At 71.6% G+C, this 18,644-nt stretch carries 15 protein-coding genes; 4 read left to right on the forward strand and 11 right to left on the reverse strand.

Features of this window, described 5'->3' with window-relative positions; genetic code table 11:
• Together ACFZCY_RS42255 and ACFZCY_RS42260 are read right to left on the reverse strand one after the other, a co-directional pair.
• Positions 1 to 2,030, reverse strand: a 2,030-nt coding sequence (locus ACFZCY_RS42255; RefSeq protein WP_391186524.1) for a beta-ketoacyl synthase N-terminal-like domain-containing protein, incomplete at its 3' end; no start/stop codon positions are given.
• A gap of 292 nt (positions 2,031 to 2,322) precedes the next feature.
• Positions 2,323 to 2,901: a DUF664 domain-containing protein gene (locus tag ACFZCY_RS42260; protein WP_391186527.1), complete on the reverse strand. Its 579-nt coding sequence runs from the start codon at positions 2,899 to 2,901 to the stop codon at positions 2,323 to 2,325.
• 100 nt (positions 2,902 to 3,001) lie between these two features.
• On the opposite strand from ACFZCY_RS42260, the gene ACFZCY_RS42265 reads away from it, so the two are divergent.
• Both ACFZCY_RS42265 and ACFZCY_RS42270 read left to right on the forward strand, forming a co-directional pair.
• Complete coding sequence (locus ACFZCY_RS42265; protein ID WP_391186384.1) at positions 3,002 to 3,988, forward strand: WYL domain-containing protein; 987 nt, start codon at positions 3,002 to 3,004, stop codon at positions 3,986 to 3,988.
• Positions 3,989 to 4,130: 142 nt separating this feature from the next.
• The gene (locus tag ACFZCY_RS42270; RefSeq protein ID WP_391186387.1) at positions 4,131 to 4,712 is read left to right on the forward strand and encodes a TerB family tellurite resistance protein; all 582 of its coding nucleotides are present in this window, start codon (positions 4,131 to 4,133) and stop codon (positions 4,710 to 4,712) included.
• Between the two features lie 14 nt (positions 4,713 to 4,726).
• Here ACFZCY_RS42270 and ACFZCY_RS42275 read toward each other — a convergent pair whose 3' ends face one another.
• Complete coding sequence (locus ACFZCY_RS42275; RefSeq protein WP_391186390.1) at positions 4,727 to 5,314, reverse strand: TetR family transcriptional regulator; 588 nt, start codon at positions 5,312 to 5,314, stop codon at positions 4,727 to 4,729.
• A gap of 97 nt (positions 5,315 to 5,411) precedes the next feature.
• On the opposite strand from ACFZCY_RS42275, the gene ACFZCY_RS42280 reads away from it, so the two are divergent.
• Positions 5,412 to 6,626 carry an MFS transporter gene (locus tag ACFZCY_RS42280; RefSeq protein WP_391186392.1) on the forward strand — a complete coding sequence of 405 codons (1,215 nt, stop codon included), beginning with the start codon at positions 5,412 to 5,414 and terminating at the stop codon, positions 6,624 to 6,626.
• Here ACFZCY_RS42280 and ACFZCY_RS42285 read toward each other — a convergent pair.
• Genes ACFZCY_RS42285 through ACFZCY_RS42305 form a run of 5 tightly spaced genes read right to left on the reverse strand, consistent with a single transcriptional unit; the run spans position 6,619 to position 14,485 of the window.
• Positions 6,619 to 7,434, reverse strand: coding sequence for an SDR family NAD(P)-dependent oxidoreductase (locus tag ACFZCY_RS42285; RefSeq protein WP_391186395.1), 816 nt, complete (start codon positions 7,432 to 7,434; stop codon positions 6,619 to 6,621). The two genes, ACFZCY_RS42280 and ACFZCY_RS42285, sit on opposite strands and share 8 nt — an antisense overlap.
• Positions 7,421 to 10,099 (reverse strand): family 78 glycoside hydrolase catalytic domain, encoded by a 2,679-nt coding sequence (locus ACFZCY_RS42290; protein WP_391186399.1) that lies wholly within the window; start codon positions 10,097 to 10,099, stop codon positions 7,421 to 7,423. Before ACFZCY_RS42290 ends, ACFZCY_RS42285 begins: the two co-directional genes overlap by 14 nt.
• A gap of 38 nt (positions 10,100 to 10,137) precedes the next feature.
• On the reverse strand, positions 10,138 to 11,439 hold the full coding sequence (locus tag ACFZCY_RS42295) for an MFS transporter (RefSeq protein WP_391186402.1): 1,302 nt from the start codon (positions 11,437 to 11,439) through the stop codon (positions 10,138 to 10,140).
• Positions 11,440 to 11,470: 31 nt separating this feature from the next.
• Positions 11,471 to 13,255: a beta-glucuronidase gene (gene uidA, locus ACFZCY_RS42300; protein ID WP_391186405.1), complete on the reverse strand. Its 1,785-nt coding sequence runs from the start codon at positions 13,253 to 13,255 to the stop codon at positions 11,471 to 11,473.
• A gap of 33 nt (positions 13,256 to 13,288) precedes the next feature.
• A complete protein-coding gene (locus ACFZCY_RS42305; RefSeq protein ID WP_391186408.1) occupies positions 13,289 to 14,485 on the reverse strand; it encodes a family 1 glycosylhydrolase in 1,197 nt (398 codons plus the stop codon).
• A gap of 182 nt (positions 14,486 to 14,667) precedes the next feature.
• Here ACFZCY_RS42305 and ACFZCY_RS42310 point away from each other — a divergent pair, with 182 nt between their 5' ends.
• Positions 14,668 to 15,351 (forward strand): TetR family transcriptional regulator, encoded by a 684-nt coding sequence (locus ACFZCY_RS42310; protein ID WP_391186411.1) that lies wholly within the window; start codon positions 14,668 to 14,670, stop codon positions 15,349 to 15,351.
• On the opposite strand, the gene ACFZCY_RS42315 is transcribed toward ACFZCY_RS42310, so the two are convergent.
• From ACFZCY_RS42315 to ACFZCY_RS42325, 3 genes are all read right to left on the reverse strand, one after another.
• Complete coding sequence (locus ACFZCY_RS42315) at positions 15,344 to 16,237, reverse strand: methyltransferase domain-containing protein (protein ID WP_391186415.1); 894 nt, start codon at positions 16,235 to 16,237, stop codon at positions 15,344 to 15,346. The two genes, ACFZCY_RS42310 and ACFZCY_RS42315, sit on opposite strands and share 8 nt — an antisense overlap.
• 36 nt (positions 16,238 to 16,273) lie before the next feature.
• Positions 16,274 to 17,062, reverse strand: coding sequence for a fumarylacetoacetate hydrolase family protein (locus ACFZCY_RS42320; RefSeq protein ID WP_391186417.1), 789 nt, complete (start codon positions 17,060 to 17,062; stop codon positions 16,274 to 16,276).
• A gap of 129 nt (positions 17,063 to 17,191) precedes the next feature.
• Positions 17,192 to 18,625 (reverse strand): PHB depolymerase family esterase, encoded by a 1,434-nt coding sequence (locus ACFZCY_RS42325; protein ID WP_391186420.1) that lies wholly within the window; start codon positions 18,623 to 18,625, stop codon positions 17,192 to 17,194.
• Positions 18,626 to 18,644 lie beyond the last annotated feature (19 nt).

Raw genomic sequence — 18,644 nt, forward strand, 5'->3', positions numbered from 1 at the left:
GACGACGGGCCATTGACCGCCGCGACCCCCACCGCACCGTCCAGCAGCGGCGCCACTTCCTCCTCCGTGGCCTGAATCGCCACCATCGCCCCACCGGACGGCAACGCCCCCATCAGCCGACCACGCGCCACCACCAGGCGCGCCGCATCCTTCAAACCCAACACACCCGCCACATGCGCCGCCGCCAGCTCGCCGATCGAATGACCGGCGAGGAAGTCCGGCCGAATCCCCCAGGACTCCACCAGCCGGAACAGGGCCACTTCCAGCGCGAAGATCGCGGGCTGGGTGAACTCCGTACGCTCCAGCGCCGCCGCATCGCCCCACATCACCTCCTTCAACGGCAGCCCCGACGCCTCACACACCGCCTCGAACGCCGCCGCGAAAACCGGGAAGGTGTCATACAACTCCCGCCCCATCCCCAGGCGTTGACTCCCCTGCCCGGTGAACAGGAACGCCAGCTTGCCGCCCTCGCCCGCCACCACATCGCTGATCGTCTCCGACCCGACCAGCACCGCACGATGCTCCAGCGCCGCACGCCCCGTCGCCGCCGAGAACGCCACATCAAGCTCATCGTGATCCGCGACGATGGCGCCGATCCGCTGAATCTGCGCCTGGAGTGCATCGGCGGTCGCGGCCGAGACGACGATGGGCGCCACCGGCAGCGGGCGGCGCTCCTCGGACTCGTCGTCGACCGGTGGCGCCTCCTCCACGATCACATGGGCGTTCGTCCCGCTCATCCCGAACGAGGAGACGCCGGCACGGCGCGGGCGTTCGCCGCGCGGCCACTTCCTCGGCTCGGTCAGCAGCCGGACGTTGCCCGCCGACCAGTCCACCTGCGGCGTCGGCTCCTCCACATGCAGCGTCCTCGGCAACACGCCGTACCGCATCGCCTGCACCACTTTGATGATCCCGGCCACGCCCGAAGCGGCTTGGGTGTGGCCCATGTTGGACTTGACCGACCCCAGCCACAGCGGCTCGTCCCGGTCCTGTCCGTACGTGGCCAGCAGCGCCTGCGCCTCGATCGGATCGCCCAGCGTCGTCCCCGTACCATGCGCCTCGACCGCGTCCACATCAGCGGCCGACAGGCCCGCGTTCGCCAACGCCTGGCGGATGACGCGTCGCTGTGACGGTCCGTTCGGGGCCGACATGCCGTTGCTGGCGCCGTCCTGGTTGAGGGCGCTCCCCCGTACGACCGCCAGCACCGGGTGGCCGTGGCGCCGCGCGTCCGACAGACGTTCCAGAAGGAGGACCCCGGCGCCTTCGGAGCAGCCGACACCGTGAGCGCCCGCACCGAACGAATGGCAGCGGCCGTCCGTCGCCAGACCGCGTTGTTCGCTGAAGTAGATGAACATCTCAGGGGTCGACATCACCGTCACGCCGCCCGCGAGGGCGAGCGTGCACTCGCCCGAGCGCAGCGACTGCGTCGCCATGTGCAGAGCGACCAGCGACGACGAGCAGGCCGTGTCCACGGTCACCGCGGGGCCTTCGAGGCCGAGGGTGTAGGCCACCCGGCCGGAGACGATGCTGCCCCCGTTGCTGCCCCGCGCGTAGTCGTGGTACATGAGCCCTGCGAACACGCCCGTCGGGCTGCCCTTCAGCGACAGCGGATCGATGCCGGCCCGCTCCAGCACCTCCCACGACACCTCGAGCAGTAATCGCTGCTGGGGGTCGGTTTCGGTCGCCTCGCGGGGGCTGATCCCGAAGAGCTGGGCGTCGAACTCGGCCGCGTCGTGGAGGAATCCGCCCTCGCGGGCGGCTGTCTTCCCGGGCTTGCCGGGCTCGGGGTCGTAGATGTCCTCGACGCCCCAGCCCCGGTCGGCCGGAAACTCCGAGATCGCGTCCACACCCTCGTCCACCAGCCGCCACAGCCCCTCGGGCGAGTCCACCCCGCCCGGATAGCGGCACGCCATCGCCACGATGGCGATCGGCTCCCGGTCGCGGTGCTCGATCTCCGCGATGCGTTTGCGGGCAGCGCGCAGGTCCGTGGTCGCGCGCTTGAGGTAGTCGAGAAGCTTCTCCTGGTTGCCCACCACAGCCACCCCGGGTCGAAAAGGCGCCCGACACTGCGACGCGCGCTTGCCGGGAACGCTACGCAGGGTGATAAGGGCCCCCAACCCCTGATCGCCCCTAACCTCGGTGACGCCTCTCCCACGGTTCGTGGCGCGGCGGATCACCGATCCGCACCTGGTCGCCGACATCACGGCCGAGGTGTTCCTGGCGCCACGATGGACTGACCCGCCCTTGAGGCCCTGAGGGGCATTGAGGGCCGCCCGGCGGGTGGCCGCCGGGCGGGCCTGCCCGTCCGTCCCTCTGTCTGTACGGTCAGGTCGACTTCTGGCCGTCGAGCGTCTCGCGCAGGATGTCCGCGTGTCCGGCGTGCTGGGTGGTCTCGGCGATGATGTGCGTCAGCACCCGGCGGACGCTGTACACCGCTCCCGGCTCGTTCCACGGCGCCTCCGGCAGCGGATGGGTCGCCGACAGGTCGGATACGGAGGCGATGACGTCCTCGCTGTGGGCGGCAACCCGCTCGTAGTGCTCGACGATCCCGGCCAGCGTCTCGCCAGGCAGCATCCGGAACCCGTTCTGGTGGTCGATCATCCACTGCGGGAACGCGCGCGCGGTACCGGCCGCGATGTCGGCCCAGGTGACACCGTCCGGCAGGTCGTAGGACATCGCCGACGGGCCCTCGGCCACGAAGCGCATCCACGTCTCCTCCATGGACGCGACGTGCTTGATCAGCCCGCCCAGGCACAGCGCGCTGACGGTCGGCTGCTCACCGGCCTGCTCGTCGCTGAGCCCGCGGGCGGTGTGGGTGAGGGCGGATCGCGCGGTGGCGAGCGCGGCGAGCAGGTCGGTCCGCTCGGCGTCGAGGGTCGCGGGGGGTGTGGTGGTGGCGGTCACGGTGTTCTGGCCCTTCGGTTTGTTGTGGCTGTCCGGCACGGGAGAACCGTCGCAGGGGAAGCGGCCAGGAAGTGTCCGCTTCTGCGGGCACCATGGGGTCATGCCGAAGACTTCCGCGCGACTGCTGTCGTTGCTCTCGCTGCTCCAGGCGCGCCGGGACTGGCCGGGGGCGCTACTGGCGGAGCGGCTGGGGATCAGCCCGCGCACCGTTCGGCGTGATGTGGACCGGCTTCGCGAACTCGGCTATCCCGTCGTGGCGTTCAAGGGTCCCGACGGCGGGTACCGGCTGGAGGCGGGCACGGCGATGCCCCCGCTGCTGTTCGACGACGAGCAGGCCGTCGCGCTGGCCGTCGCCCTCCAGATCGCCGCCACCTCGGGTGCCGGTGTCGAGGAGGCCGCGGTGCGCGCGCTGAACACCGTCCGGCAGGTCATGCCCGCACGGCTGCGCCACCGGATCGACGCCCTCCAGGTCACCGCCGTCGAGCGGCCCTCCGCCCGGCCGGAACCACGGGTCGACGGCGGCGTGCTCGTGGCGCTCGGCGCCGCCGTCCACGCCCGCGAGGTGCTGCGGTTCGACTACGCCGCGGTGTCCCCGCCGGAGCTGGCCGACGGCGGCGTACCGGCTCCGCCGCGCCGGGTGCAGCCTCATCACCTCGTGACCTGGGGCGGGCGCTGGTATCTCGTCGCCTGGGACCTCGATCGCGAGGACTGGCGCACCTTCCGCGCCGACCGGATCACCCCGCGCACCCCTACCGGGCCGCGCTTCTCCCCGCGCGAACTGCCCGGAGGCGATGTGGCCGCCTTCGTGGCCGCACGGTTCCGGGGCTCGGACGGCTCCGGCGACTGGCCCTGCCGCGGCGAGGTGATCCTCGGGCTGCCCGCCGCCGACGTGTCCCGCCACCTTCGCGACGGGGTCGTCGAGGCGCTGGGCCCGAACCGCTGCCGGCTCGTCCTGGGCTCGTGGTCATGGATCGGCCTGGCCGCCGATCTCGGCAGGTTCGACGCCGATATCGAGGTCGTCGGACCGACCGAGTTGAAGGACGCCTTCGCGCGGCTGGCGCGCCGCTACGCCGACGCTTCCTCCTGAGGCCGTTCACCCTCCCTTTTACGCGGACTTTGCTCTTCGGGAACCAGGTCGCCGCCGGGAGCGTTCACCTTGAACAGACCGCGAAGCAGCGCGACCGACGAGCAGAACCGGACAAGCAGCAACAGAAGCCGAGGTGGCACCGATGGCAATGTGGGACCGGCTCAAGGACCAGGCCAAGAACCTCCAGCAGTCCCAGAGCGCCCGTGGCAGGGGCGGGTTCGGGCAGGGGCAGCAGGGGCCCGGCTCGCACGGTGGCCACGGGTCCGGCTCGTCCTCCGGCGGCTCCAAGGCCCAGCTGGTCGGGCTGCTCAAGTCGCAGCTCGCGTCGGTCAAGACCGAGCTGAAGAGCGGTGCCTACCGCGATGCCACCATGGCGATGTGCGCGCTGGTGGCCGCGGCGGACGGACACATCGAGCAGGCGGAGCGGCAGCGCGTCGAGGAACTGATCACTACCAACGACGTTCTGCAGAACTTCCCGGCGGACCAGCTCCGGCAGCGGTTCAACAAGAACCTGGACCGGCTCGTGGCCAACTTCCAGCTGGGCAAGACCGAGGCGCTGCAGGAGATCGCCAAGGCGGCGAAGAAGCCGGCCGAGGCCCGCGCGGTCATCCAGACCGGCATCGTCATCGCCGGGGCCGACGGCTACATCGAGCCGTCCGAGCAGGCGGCCATCCGCGAGGCCTGCGCCGCCCTCGGGATCGCGCCCACGGAATTCGGCATCTGAGCTTCGCCATGTCGTCAGGCCCCGGGCTGCCCGGGGCCTGTTGACAGGTCCCGCACGGCTCGGGCGATGTCCGCGCGGAGGTCGTCGAGGCTGTGGCCGGGGCCGAGGACCATGCGCCGCAGCTGGGGCATGGCGACACTCCAACCGGCCAGGGCGAGCGTGAAGAACACGCGGGTGCGTGCGTCGCCCGTGTCGCCGCCCTGGCCGCTCTGGCCGCCGGACGCGGCGGCGTCGACCTTGTCCTGGTAGTGGCGGGTGCGGTCCTCTTCCGCCGGGACGGGCTGGTCGCCGATTTCGAGGGCTTCCCACATGACCAGGCGCAGCGCCTCGGGGTGGGCGCGGTGGTAGTCGAAGAGGCGCTCGGCGTAGGCGGGCAGGTCGTCGCTGGGCGGGACGGCCCGGGCGAGGTCGGCCAGGACGTGTTCGAGGACGGCGGCGAAGAGCTTGTTCTTGTCGCCGAAGTAGTCGTAGATCGCACGCTTGTTGGCCTTGGCCTGGGCGGCGATACGGTCCACCCGGGCTCCCGCGACGCCGTGCGCGGCGAACTCCGAGGCCGCCGCGGCGAGGATGCGTTCCTTGGTCGCCGCTGAGTCGTATGCCATGCGCCCGATGGTAACGAACTGGTTCGTTTGACGATCCCCAGCCCGCATGCCACGCTCACTGACCGAACCATCTAGTTCGTTCGATATGGAGTGTGTGATGTCCCGGAACGTTCCGCCCGCCCCGGGCCCGAGCGGCATAGGGCGGAGGCTGCCCCTGATCATGGCGCTGGCCTGCGGGGTCAGTGTCGCGAACATCTACTTCCCGCAGGCCCTGACGCCGCTCATCGCCGACGGCCTGGGCATCGCCCCGGCCACGGCGGCGGTCGTGGCGACGGTGACCCAGCTCGGCTACGCCGCCGGGATCTTCCTGCTGGTGCCGCTCGGCGACCGGTTGCCGCGCCGTCCGCTGATCACCGGGCTGCTCACCGTGACCGGCCTCGCCCTCCTGGCCGCAGGTCTCGCCCCGGCCACCGGTCCGCTGCTCGCGGCCGGGACGGTGGTCGGCGTGGCGACGGTGGTCCCGCAGCTCCTGCTGCCCATGGCCGCCGGGCTGGTAGAGCCCGACCGGCGCGGCAGTGTGCTCGGCACCCTCCAGGCGGGCCTGATCGGCGGCATCCTGCTGGCCCGCACCTTCGGCGGGGTGCTGGGCGAACATCTGGGCTGGCGCGCCCCGTACCTCGTCGCAGCCGCCCTCACCGGGCTGCTCGCCGTCGTCCTCGGTTCCGCCCTGCCCGCCACCGCGCCTGCCGTGCGCGACCGGTACCCGACGCTGCTCGCCGGCACCCTGCGGATGCTGCGCGACGAGAAGGAGTTGCGGCGCTCGGTGTACTTCCAGGTCACCGTGTTCGGCGGGTTCAGCGCCGCCTGGACCGCGCTGGCGTTGCTGATCACCGGCCCCCGGTACGGCATGGGCACCCAGGCCGTCGGTCTGCTGGCCCTGATCGGCGCGGGCAGTATGTTCTGCGCGCCCGCGGCCGGGCGCTGGGTCGACCGGCTGGGCGCCGACCGCGTGAACCTGTGGTGCGTCCTGACAGCGCTCGCCGCCGCGGCGGTGCTCACCGCCGGGTCGCTGGGCGGAGCGGTGGGGCTCGTGACGCTGGCTGCCGGGCTTCTGCTGCTCGACGTGGCGGTGCAGTGCGGCCAGGTCGCCAACCAGGCCCGTATCTTCGCCCTGCGGCCCGACGCCCGCAGCCGGCTGAACACCGGCTACATGACCTGCTCGTTCCTCGGCGGCAGCGCCGGATCGTGGCTCGGCACCCGCGCCTATGTCCAGCTGGGCTGGGGTGCCGTCTGCGCGCTCATCGCCCTCGCCGCGCTCATCGCGCTCGCCACGTCCCGCCGACCGGCCGTGCCGTCCGCTCCCGTCAGCTGATTTCCCCGACGTCCGCGAGCAGAGTGCTGCCGGTCATGAACGCCGCCATGTCCGTGGCACAGAACAGCACCACGCGGGCGATGTCGTCGGGCACCCCGACCCGGCCGAGGACGCTGCCGGTCATGGCGGCGATGTCGCCACTGAACGTTGCGGATCGCGGGGCGGCAGCGGCGGCTTCGAGGTTGCCTTCGGTGACCGTGTACGTCGGGGCGACCCCGAGCACCCGGATGTTGTGCGGCGCGAGTTCGAGGGCCAGTTGGCGCGTCGCGCCGCGCGCTCCGTGCTTGGACGCGACGTAGGCGGCCAGGCCCGGCGCGACACCCTTGAAACCGGCGGTGGAGACGATGTTGACGATGACGCCTCCCCGGCCGGCGGCGATCATGTGCCGGGCCGCCTCGCGGGCGCCGAGGAACACCCCGCGGAGATTGACCGCCATGACCTGGTCCCACACCTCGACGTCCATGCGGAGCAGCGGCACGGAGGGGAAGATCCCGGCGTTGTTCACCCAGATGTCGATGCCGCCGAGTTCATCCACGGCGCGCCGGGCGGTCGCGGCCACGGACGCCTCGTGGGTGACGTCCATCTCGGCGGCGATCGCGGTGACGCCGTGGCGCGCCCGCAGTTCACCGGCCAGGGCGCGGGCCTTGTCCGCCTTGAGATCGCCGAGGAGCACGGCGGCACCGGCCTCCGCGAAACGGTGGGCGATCGCGCCGCCGAGGCCCTGGGCGCCGCCCGTGACCACGGCGCGCCGCCCGGCGAGCGAGACGAGCTCCGGAATCGATCTGCCCGACACATCAGGAATGCTCATGGTGATGTCCCTTCACGGTTCGGTGGTCGCTGAAGTGGCCGGGGCCGGCGGTGAAGGGCTCGGCGCCCGGGAAGACGATCTCGGCCGTCGATCCCGCGGGCACATCCACGGAGAGATGCAGATCGCTCCCGTCGGTCCGCCACTCCACGGCGATCGTGCCGCGCGGGCCGTCGAAGGTGCCCTTCGCCCAGGGGATCGACGGATGGAGGACCGGCGCGACGGTGAACGACTCCCAGGCGACGGAGCCCCGCCGCTGCCGCAGGCCGAGGGTGTGCGTGTGCAGGAAGCGGATGACGGCACCCTTGCTGTAGTGGTTCAGGGACCCCGAGGCGGCGCCGTCGGCGTCGATCCCTTCCCAGTTCTCCCAGATCGTCGTCGCACCGCGCCGGAGCATGGCGAGCCATGAGGGCGGTGTCCGCTGGAAGAGCAGGGCGTACGCCACGTCTGCGTGGCCCGTGTCGGCCAGCACCGGCAGCAGGTCGGGGGTGGAGAGGAAGCCGGTGCCGAGGTGGTCACCGGCCGCGTGAATCAGCGATACGAGCCGATCGGCCGCCGGGGCGCGCAGGTTTTCGGGGACGAGGCCGAACGCGAGGGCGCGGACGTAACTCGCCTGCGTATCGGCCTTCGTGTGTCCCCGCGCGTCGAGGAATTCGGTCTGCCACGCCGCGCGGACGTCTTCCGCGAGCGCCGTGTAGCGCTGGGCGTGCCCGGACGCGCCCAGCACGGCGGCCGTGGCGGCGAGGGTGGTCAGCGACCGGTGCAGATACGCGGTGCCGACCTCGCCCTTGTCGGCCATGTACCAGGCCACCGGGTCGGACGCGACGGGGTCGATCAGCGTGCCGTCGTCCGCCCGCGCCGCGGGTTCGGCCCATTCGCCCCAGTGGAAGGAGCCGTCCCAGATGAACCGCTCATGCGGCAGCGGCTGGGCCGAACGCGCCTCGCGTGCGGGATGCCGCGCGGTGCGGGCCGTCGCCAGCGCCCATTCGACCCACCGGACCATGGCGTCCCAGTTCTCGGCGAGCACATCGCGGTCCCCGTACGTCTCGTACATCACCCAGGGCACCAGCACGATCGCGTCGCCCCATCCGGCCGACCCGGTCAGCAGGGCGAACTGGTCGTCGAGGTGGAGCTTGATGCGGCGTCCGTCCGGGGAGAAGTTCGCGATCCGGCCATCGGGCAGCTGGTCGTCCCGGACCGAGCGCAGCCACTTCCGGGTGAAGCCCGCCACGTCGTAGAGGCGGACCGCGGTGGGCGCGAACACCTGGTAGTCCCCGGTCCATCCCATCCGCTCCCGGGTGGGGCAGTCCGTCGGCACGTCGACCGCGTTGCCCCGGAAACTCCACCGGGCGGCCTCGTGCAGCCGGTTCAGGTCGTCGTGGCCGCAGGTGAAGCCGCCCGTTGCCCGCAGATCGGTGTGCACGACGCGCAGGACGAGGCTCCGGGCGTCGAGGGGTGCGCCACCGCGGTCGAGCCGGGCGTACCGGAAGCCGTGCACGGTGTGGCGTGGTTCGAACACCTCGCCGGGGGCGCCCGAGGAGACGGCCTCGTCGCGCTGTACGAACGGCACCGGGTCCTGCCCCGGCCGTACGCCGTCCAGATGCGCGGTCGTGAGGTCGCCGTCCGGGCCGAGGTGTTCGCCGTAGTCGATCACGGTGCGGGTACCGGCGGGGCCGAGGTCGGTGAGCGCGATCCAGCCCGAGGTGTTCTGCCCGAAGTCGGCGATCCACGCGCCCCCCGGGAGCTGTGTGACGGAGGCGGCGGGCCGGGACTCCACCCGGCGCACGGGCGGCGCGGGCGACCAGTCGACAGCGGGCGCGTCCACGGCGTCGACGCGCACCGGCCGTGCGGGGCCGGGCGCCGCCGTGAAGTCCGTCGTCTGGCCGTCCATGAGACCGGCGCGGACGATCCGGGAGCGTGCGCTCGTCCACGTGTCGTCCGTGCGCACGATCTGCCGCGAGCCGTCGGCGTAGTCGATGTGCAGCTCCAGCCGGGCGGCGAGGGTGTCCCCCCAGCCCGCCGGCTCCCGGAAGGCACCGACCTGGCCGCGATACCACCCGTCGGAGAGCAGGACGCGGAGCGTGTCGGCGCCACGTCGGAGGGAGGCCGTGACGTCGGACGCCTGGGCGTACAGCGTGCGGTCGTACGACGTGGACCCCGGCGACAGCTCCGCGTCCCCCACGCGGTCCTCGCCCACGAACACCTCGTACACGCCGAGCGCGGTCGCGTACAGCCGGGCCGAGGCCACCTCGCCACGGATGCCGAACCGGGCCGTCAGGGAGTAGGCGGGACGGGCGCCGTCACGTGGGGCCTCGGCCGAGGCGGCCGGGGAGATCCACCGGGCCGACCAGTCCTGGTCGAGCAGCCCGCATTCGAACGCGTGCCACGCCGACCAGCCGGACAGCCCGTCGGGCCCCTGCACCCGGACCCGCCAGGCCACCCGCTCCCGGCTGCGCAGCGCCCGCCACGGCCAGTCGACGAACAGATGGGTGGCCGAGCTCCGGGCGGTCCTTTCCCGCCGCGCGCCGTGGACATGGGCCTCCAGCTGGTAGCCCTCCTGCCGCTGCCAGCCGGGCGGGAGCTTCCAGGACAGCCGCGGGCGGGGTCCGGACACCGGAAACCGGTCGTCCCCGCTGTCGATTCTCATGTCGTACGGCGCAGTGCGCATCGTTTCGCCTCTTTCCTCGACATCGCACAACTCCCCCCTCACCGGACCGACTTCACCTTGAGCATGATCAGCAGGCCGCCGGTGAGTGCCAGCGCGGCACCGGAGAGATAGAGCAGGGTGTAGTTCTTGTCCGCCCCGGTGGCGCCGATCGCGATGACCGCGGGCGCGATCAGCGGGGCGACGGCGCTCGGAATCTTCTGCGCGAACGCGACGACGGCCATATAGCGGCCCGCCTGGGCCCGGTCGGGCAGCACGGCGAACACGATCGCCAGATCCACGGCCCCGAACGCGGCGATGGCCAGCTGCATGAGCACCCCGCCGACGACGAGCGGCGCGAAGGAGTACGCGAACGCCTCGAGGCACGCACCGGCGACGAAGAGCAGCGAGCCGATCAGGGCGAACAGCCTGCGGCGGCCCAGCTTGTCCGACAGGAAACCACCCGCTATCGCGCCGACGCCCGCCGCGACGACGCCGAGCAGACCGATCGAGGCGACGATCCCCGCCACCTCCTTGACCGGCAGGTCGAGCCGCTGGGCGTAGAAGAAGGTGCCGAAGGTGGTGTTGAAGTACAGGCCCATGAAGAACAGAAAGCGGCCGAGCCAGTTCCAGGCGAAATCAGGGTACTTACGGGGGTTGAATCCGTAGCTCGAGAACAATTCCCTCGCCGTCACACCGCTGGTACGCACGAGATCGCGCGAACCGCCCTCCCGCTCGATGAGGGGAAACAGCAGGAGCAGCACGAAGCCCAGCACCCCCGGAACGACGAAGACGAGAAACATGCTGGAGGCGAGGGCGTAGGCGATGCCGATGCCGAGCACGGGCGCGACCTGGACACTCAGGCCCACCAGGGCCGATACCCGTCCGCGCTGCTCCTCCGGGATCCGGTCCGCCTGCAGGTTCTGGATCGCCTGCCCGGCGGTGGACCATCCGGCCAGGCCGAGCACCCAACCGGCCCCGACCAGTGGCACATTGGGGGCCAGCGCGATACCGGCCAGGGCGATCAGACCCAGCACCGCCCCGAGCACCATGAACGGTGTGCGGCGGCCGAACGGCGACCGTAACCGGTCGCTCCATAAGCCGATCAGCGGGCTGAGGACCAGGTAGACGAATTGCGCGGTGCCCGTCACATATCCCAGGACCTCCTCGTTTCCCGGCGCCAGCTGGTCGATGCGCAGCGCGAGCGAGTAGGAGAGCGGCAGGATGTAGGCGAGCGAGGAGCCGAAGAACGCGATCGACATCCAGGTGATGTAGCCCGCGCTCACCCGGGCGAGTGGGGGTGCGACGACGGCGGGCCCGGGGTCGGGCCCGGGGTGGCCCGCCGCCCTCTGCTTCTCGGCCACGATGACTCCTTTGTCATGCGGGGGGCTCGGGTCAGGTGAGGGGCTTGCGGGTCCCCGTACGGGTCCATCGCTCGCGCAGCGTGTGCGCGGCGGCCTTGGGGCGGCGGTCCCGGGTGAAGACACCCTTCCGGTTGCCGTCGACGCGGTGGATGCCGTTGGACGTCTGGAAGTCGGCGAAGTTCCACACCTGCTCCCCGACGACCTCGGGGACGCGGTCGAAGACTCGGTGGTACATCGCCAGGTGTGCCTGCTGGAACTCCTCGCTCCAGGGCTGGTCCCAGATCGAGTGCACGCCCGGCATGGCGTCCGCGCCGTACTCGGTCATGATGATGGGCTTGGCGTGAGTCCGCGCCCAGGCGCGCAGCTCGCCCTCCAGCTGCTGCTCGGCGGCGGTGAGGTCGCCGGTGCTCAGGTACCAGCCGTAGTAGCGGTTGAGGCAGACGACGTCGAGGAGGTCGGCGATCAGGTCGTTGCCGTAGGTGGCGAACATGACGTTGGCGACCGATACCGGGCGGGTCGGGTCGAGTTCCCGGGTGAGGGAGATCAGCGGCTCGAAGTACTCGCGGGCGCCCTCCTCGTTGGAGGACGGTTCGTTCGCGATGCACCACATCACGACGCTCGGGTGGTTCTTGTCCCGCCCGATCAGCTCGCGCAGGTGCTGGGCGTGTGCCTCACGGGTGCGGTCGTTGCAGGTGTCCGGGGAGAACGTGGGCGTCGCGGCCCGCCCGCTGAGGCCGCCGGTGACGGCCAGGTTGAGGCCGACGGCGGCCGTCTCGTCGATGACGACGATCCCGTGCCGGTCCGCGAAGTCGAGCACCTCCTCGGCGTAGGGGTAGTGCGAGGTGCGGAAGGAGTTGGCGCCGCTCCACTTCAGCAGCTCGAAGTCGTGCACGAGGTAGGCGTTGTCGTGCCCCTTGCCACGGACGGGGGTGTCCTCGTGCTTGCCGAATCCGGTGAAGTAGAACGGCTCGCCGTTGATGAGGAAGTCGGTGCCCCGCACCTCGACGGTCCGCACGCCGAAGGGCTGGGTGTAGGTGTCGATGACCTCTCCCCCGTCGACGGCCTCGGCGACGAGGTCGTAGAGGTAGGCGTCGCCGGGCTGCCAGAGGCGGACGTCCTCGATGACGAGGCGGCCGGTTGCCCCGTCGTGGCTCGCGACCTGCCTCCCCTCGTGGTCGAGCACCCGGACGCGCACGGATGACTCTCCGTCGGCAGCGATCCGGTAGTCGGCGTATCCGGCTCCGGCCGCCACCCCGGTGCGGACCGTCACGTCCTCGATGTGGGTGGCGGGGGTGCTGTAGAGCCACACGGATCGGTGCAGGCCCGCGTAGTTGTAGAAGTCGTGGAGGTACGTCTGCGTCCTGCGCCCCTGGGTCACGGTGACGGTGCCGGGCGGGATCGTGACGTTGCTCAGCTCGTTGCTGACACCGACCGTCAGCCGGAACTCGGCCCCGGCCGCCACGACCTCGGTGAGGTCCGCCTCGAACGGTGTGTAGCCGCCGACGTGCTCGGCGACCAGGACGTCTCCCACGTAGACGACCGCCGCGTGCGTCGCCGCGTCGAACCGCAGGACGATGCGCTCGCCGCGCCACCCCCGTGGCACGCGCACCTGACGCTGGTACCAGACCCGGCCGACGTGATCACGCACGGCCCGGTCGGCGAACAGGTCGTTGTAGCTCGCGGGCACCGCCACCTCGAGGGTGCCGGGCAGCCGTCCGCGCCATGGCTCGGACGTGGCATCGGTCTCGACGGCGAACCGCCACAGACCGTCCAGGTTCACCAGGTCACGGGTGGCGGTGGCGCGGGGCTTCAGCACGGATGTCTCTTCTCTGTGAAAAGTCGGGGGTGTTCAGGGGCGGCCACGGCGGGCCACGTCACCGAGCCAGGCCAGGCTCGGCTTCGGACGGCGCTCGAAGGTCTCCCGGTCGACCGCGATGAGCCCGAACGTGGGCTCCCAGTGGCCCCACTCGTAGTTGTCCAGGGCGCTCCAGTGCAGATAGCCCCGTACGTCGATGCCGTCGTCGGCCGCCGCGAAGAGGTGCCCCAGCGCCTCGGAGGTGTAGGCGATGCGGCGCTCGTCGTCGGCGGTGGCGATGCCGTTCTCCGTGACCAGCACGGGCACCCCTCCGGTGACCTCCCAGGTGTGCCGCACGGCGATGCCGAGGGAGTCGGGGCGGTACGCGGTGCCGACGAGCGTGTTGTCCGGGTGCGGCGGATGGGGCTCGATGCCCTCGCGGGAGATCCACTGGCTCGAGTAGGACTGCACACCGATGAACCCGTCGCCGCGCGCGGCCTCCAGGTACAGGTCCTCCCAGATGTGCTCCAGCTCGTGGAGGGTTTCCTCGGCCCCGGGCCGCGCCACGAAGGCCCGGTTGGCGACGGTCCAGCCGACCGCCGCGTCCGTACGCTCCCGCACGATCTCCCGCGCGGCGTGGTGCGCTTCGACCAGGCGGGCGCCGACCTCGGGGTCCGGGGTGGGCAGGATGGGGCGCGGCTGGTTGTCGACGGTGGGGCTCTGCCATGCCTCGTCGGGCCGCAGCCTCGCGTCGCGTTCCGCGGTGACCATCATCGCGAGCATGTTCGGCTCGTTCATCGTGGCAACCCAGGGGACGCCGTCGAGGATCCGGGTGGCCGCCGTGACGTAGGACGAGAAGCGTTCGACGGCCCGGTCGCCGAGCCATCCGCCTTCCTCCGCGAACCAGCGCGGGCCGGTGAAGTGGTGGAGGGTGACGACCGGGGTGAGGCCGAACCGCACGGCGGTGTCGATCATCCGCCGGTAGTGGGCGAGTTCGGCCCGGGAGAGGTGCCCGGGGACGGGCTCGATACGTGCCCACTCGATGCCGAAGCGGTAGGCGTTCAGCCCGGCCTCGGCCAGGAGGCGCATGTCCTCCTCGTAGCGGTGATAGCTGTCGATCGCGTCACCACTGCGCTCCATGCCGGGCATCAGCCCCTCGCGCGCCCACCAGTCGCTGTTGACGTTGTTGCCCTCGATCTGGTGCGGAGCGGTGGACGCGCCCCAGAGGAACGGCTTCGTAACGGTGCCCAATGGAACCCCTTTGTCCGGGTCGGCATGCGGGCCGGGGACGGCCTCGACCAAATGTAACCACTGTGGTTACGTTTCGAGGGTGGATTTAAACTCCCGGACGGGTGGCCGCGATAGCCCCCGCGAAGCTGTTTACCGATTTGTGACCGTTGTGGCCGTCGCGGCCGCCGGCAGGAGGTACGGATATGAGCGCTACGAGGAGTGGCGAGCCACGAGGGCCGTACGCGTCCACCCCGGCCCGCCGGGCGCAGATCGTCCGTGCTGCGCTGGCCGGTTTCGCCGAGCACGGGTACGAGCGGGCCTCGCTCCGCGACATCGCGGCGCGGGCCGGCGTCACCCACGCCGCCCTGCTGCGCCACTTCTCGGGCAAGGACGAACTCCTCCTGGCCGCCCTGGCCCAGCGCGAGGCGGACGAGGAGGAACAGGCCACGCGCATCGCCGAATCGGGCATCGCGGCCCCGGCCGTGCTCGGCGCGGTGCTCGGCGACGAGTTCAGCGACCCCGACTACCTGCGGCACTGGCTCGCCCTCGCCATCGCCGCCACCGACCCCGAACACCCGGCACACGCGTTCTTCACCGGGCGCCGCGCACGCATGCGCGAGCACTTCCGTCAGGGCTCGCTGCCCACGGCCTCCGACAGCATGCGGCTGCCCGCCGACGACAAGGTCACGCTGGTGCTCGCGATGATCGACGGGCTGCGGATGCAGGCACTGCTCGATCCCTCGCGCGATGTGCTGCGGCTCCTGCGGATCTTCATGGAGCTGATCCTCGACACCGAGGAGGGGAACACCGGGGAGGGCAGCGCCGGACAGGGGACCACACGGCCGGACCCGTCATCGGCGGAGGCCGACCCGCCGCCCGCTACGTAGGGTCTTTCCGCCAGACGAAGACCTCGGTGCTCGGCAGCCGTTCGGAGAACCGGCCCGACGGGGAGGCCTCCCGCAGCAGTCGGCGCAGTTCCGCCTCGAAGTCGTCGCGGCGCGAGCCGAACAGATGCGGAGCGGAGAACGACATCGAGAACACCCCCGCGACGGCGTCGTCGACCGTACGCACCAGCCCCTGTCCACCGGGCACGACATGGCGCTCGGGACCGGCGAATCCCGCCCGGGTGAACACCGCCGCCTCGCCGCCCGGTGTGCCGTGCGGCAGCGTGCCCCGGCCGGCTCGCCGGACCGGTCCCAGGTAGTGGCGGACCAACTCCCCCATGGCCGCGTAGGGCACCGCCGGGTGCGGAAGGCCGTCGGTGGTCCGGGTCTCCGTCTTCAGGTCGGCGATGTGCACCAGCGCCCCGCCGGGGCGGAGCATGCCCCGGATGGTCGCCGCCACCGGATCGCGGTCCATCCAGTGGAACGACTGGCCGAAGGTCGCGACGGTGAACGTGCCGAGCCCCGCGGGCAGTTCCTCGGCCCGGGCCCGCACCCACCGCGTCCGACCGGCCACGCCACGCCCGGCGGTCTGGCGTCCGGCCTCGGCGATCATCCCCCGGTCCGGGTCCACGCCCACGACGTCACCGAACAGATGCGCCAGGCTCAGGGCAAGGGTGCCCGGACCGCATCCCACGTCGATGAGGCGCCCCCGCCCGTCGAGCCTCAGGGCCTCGCCGAGCACATCCGCCAGCCCGGGCGCGTAAGGGAGGCGCCCGCGCTGGTAGTAGGCGGCCGTGCCGGAGAACAACGTCTCGTCCCACTCCCAGCCTGCGTCCCCCGGGTGCGCCGGATCCGGACGGGCCGGTGGCGGTGTGGGGGCGGCGGGCATGGCGGGGTCCTTGTGGGTGCGCGAGGCGGGGGCGCCTCAGGTGAAGGTTACCGAGACCGGCCCGAGGCCACTGAAACGTGCCTCGATCCGCTGGCCCGCGCTCACGAACGGGGCGCCGGTCATGGTGCCGGGCAGCACCAGGTGGCCGGGCTCCGGCGCGGTGCCGAAGTCGGCGAGGGTGTTGGCCAGCCAGGCGACCGCGGCGGCGGGGTGGCCCAGCACCTCGCCGCCGCTGCCCGAGGCGACCCGCTCGCCGTCGACCACCAGGTCGACCAGGACGGCGGCGAGGTCGGACGCCTCGGCCAGGGGTGTCCAGGCACCGTGGACCAGACCGGCGGAGCTGGCGTTGTCCGCCACCGTGTCGGCCAGGGTGATCTTCCAGTCGCGGATCCGGCTGTCGACGATCTCCAGGGCCGGAGCGACCGCCTCGGTGGCGGCGAGGACGTCCTCCACGGTGACGCCCGGCCCACGCAGCGGCTCGGCGAGCCGGAAGCAGATCTCCGGTTCGATGCGCGGGGCGCAGTAGCGCGCAGCGGGTACGGCGCCGCCGTCGGGGTGGACCATGTCGTCCAGCAGATGGCCGAAGTCCGGCTCGTCCACGCCGAGGAGCTGCTGCATCGCGGCCGCGGTGAGCCCGACCTTGTGGCCGACGACCGTGGCGCCCGCGGTCAGGCGCCGGGTGATGTTGTCGCGCTGGACGGCGTAGGCGTCGGCCACTGTCAGGCCGGGCATCAGCTCCGACAGCGGGCCGATCGGCGTCACGCGCCGCTCGGCCTCCCGCAGCAGCCGGGCGGCTTCCTCGCGCTGTGCGCCGGTCAGGGTCATCCCGTGCTCCTCGTTGCCATGCCGCTCGCCGCGTCGAGGGTGCCTGACACGGCTCCACCCCGTTCTACACCGAGCGGCCCGCGACGTGGCAAGGAGCGGCTACAGGCCCATGGGCGTCACGGACCGCCATCAGGTGGCCGTGCAGGCCTGGCCGTTGAGCGTGAAGGCGCCGGGAGCGCTCGTGGTGCCCGTGTGGTTGGCCTGGTAGCCGATGGTGACGCTCGCGCCCGGGGCGAGGGTGCCGTTGTAGGCGGCGTTGGTGGCGGTCACGGCTCCGCTCGCGGGGCTGTACGTGGCGCCCCAGCCGCCGGTGATGGTCTGGCCGGAGGGCAGGGTGAAGCCCAGCTGCCAGCCGTTCAGCGTGCTCGTGCCCGTGTTGGTGACGGTCACGGAGGCGGTCAGGCCGGTGCTCCAGGCGCTGGTGGTGGCCGACACCTGGCAGGCGCCCGGCTGGGGCTGGGGCCCGGGGCCGCCTGTGTCCAGGCCGAAGAAGGTGATCGCGCGGGCCGCCATACCGCTGGTGACCAGGTTGTGGCCGACGCCCTGGAGGCTGATGGCCTCGACGGGGGCCTGGTCACCGGTGGAGCCGTACCGGGTGCGGGTCCAGCCGGACTGGGGAGAGTCCGTACGGGCCGGTGTCTGGCTCACCCCCTTCACGTTCGTCCACTGCTTGATCTCCTCCCCGAAGTTGGGGTAGCGCAGGGTGGCGTCCTCCGTTCCGTGCCACAGCTGCATACGTGGCCGGGGCCCGCTGTAACCGGGGGAGGCGCCGCGGACCAGATCGCCCCACTGCTGCGGGGTGCGGGTGATGGCGCCGTTCGCGCAGTCGCTGTTCCACTCCGACCCGTTGGTGGTGGCGAAGCAGGCGAACGGCACACCCGCGAACGCGGAGCCCGCCGCGAACACATCGGGGTAGTCCCCCAGCAGGACGTTGGTCATCATCGCGCCGGAGGAGGTACCGGTGGCGAAGATCCTGCCGGTGTCGGCGTGATACGTACGGACCGTCCAGTCGACCATGGACTTGATGCCCACCGGATCGCTCCCGCCGTCACGGCGCAGCGCCTGCGGTGAGGAGACGTCGAAGCACTTGCTGGCGCGGGTGACGGACGGGTACACGGCGATGAAGCCGTACCGGTCGGCCAGGGAGGCGAACTCGGTGCCGGAGTACATCGCGGGCCCGGATCCCGTGCAGTAGTGCACGACCACCACGACGGCCGGGTTGGGGGCCACCTTGTCCGGGACGTACAGGTACATCTGGAGATTGCTGGGGTTGGTGCCGAAGTTCTTGATCTCGGTCAGCGCCGCGGTGGGGGCCTTGGTCCCGGCGGGGGTCTCGGTGGCGGCCGTACGGGCCGAGGCCGTGGGCGCGCCCAGCAGCAGGACCGCGAGTAACGAGATCAGCGCTCCGGCGAGGGTGACGGGCACCGAACGCCGTGGTCCTCGCGGGGTGGTGCGGGTCGATGGGGACACGTCCTCATCCCTTCCTGATCGCGGTGACGGATCGATCGTGATCAGGACACGCCGCCGCGGAACGCCCCCGTGCGCGGCCTGCCCGCGCAGCATCGTGGCATGAACACGACCG

The organism is Streptomyces sp. NPDC007983 (assembly GCF_042958345.1).
In the GTDB taxonomy this organism is placed as follows: Bacteria; Actinomycetota; Actinomycetes; order Streptomycetales; family Streptomycetaceae; genus Streptomyces.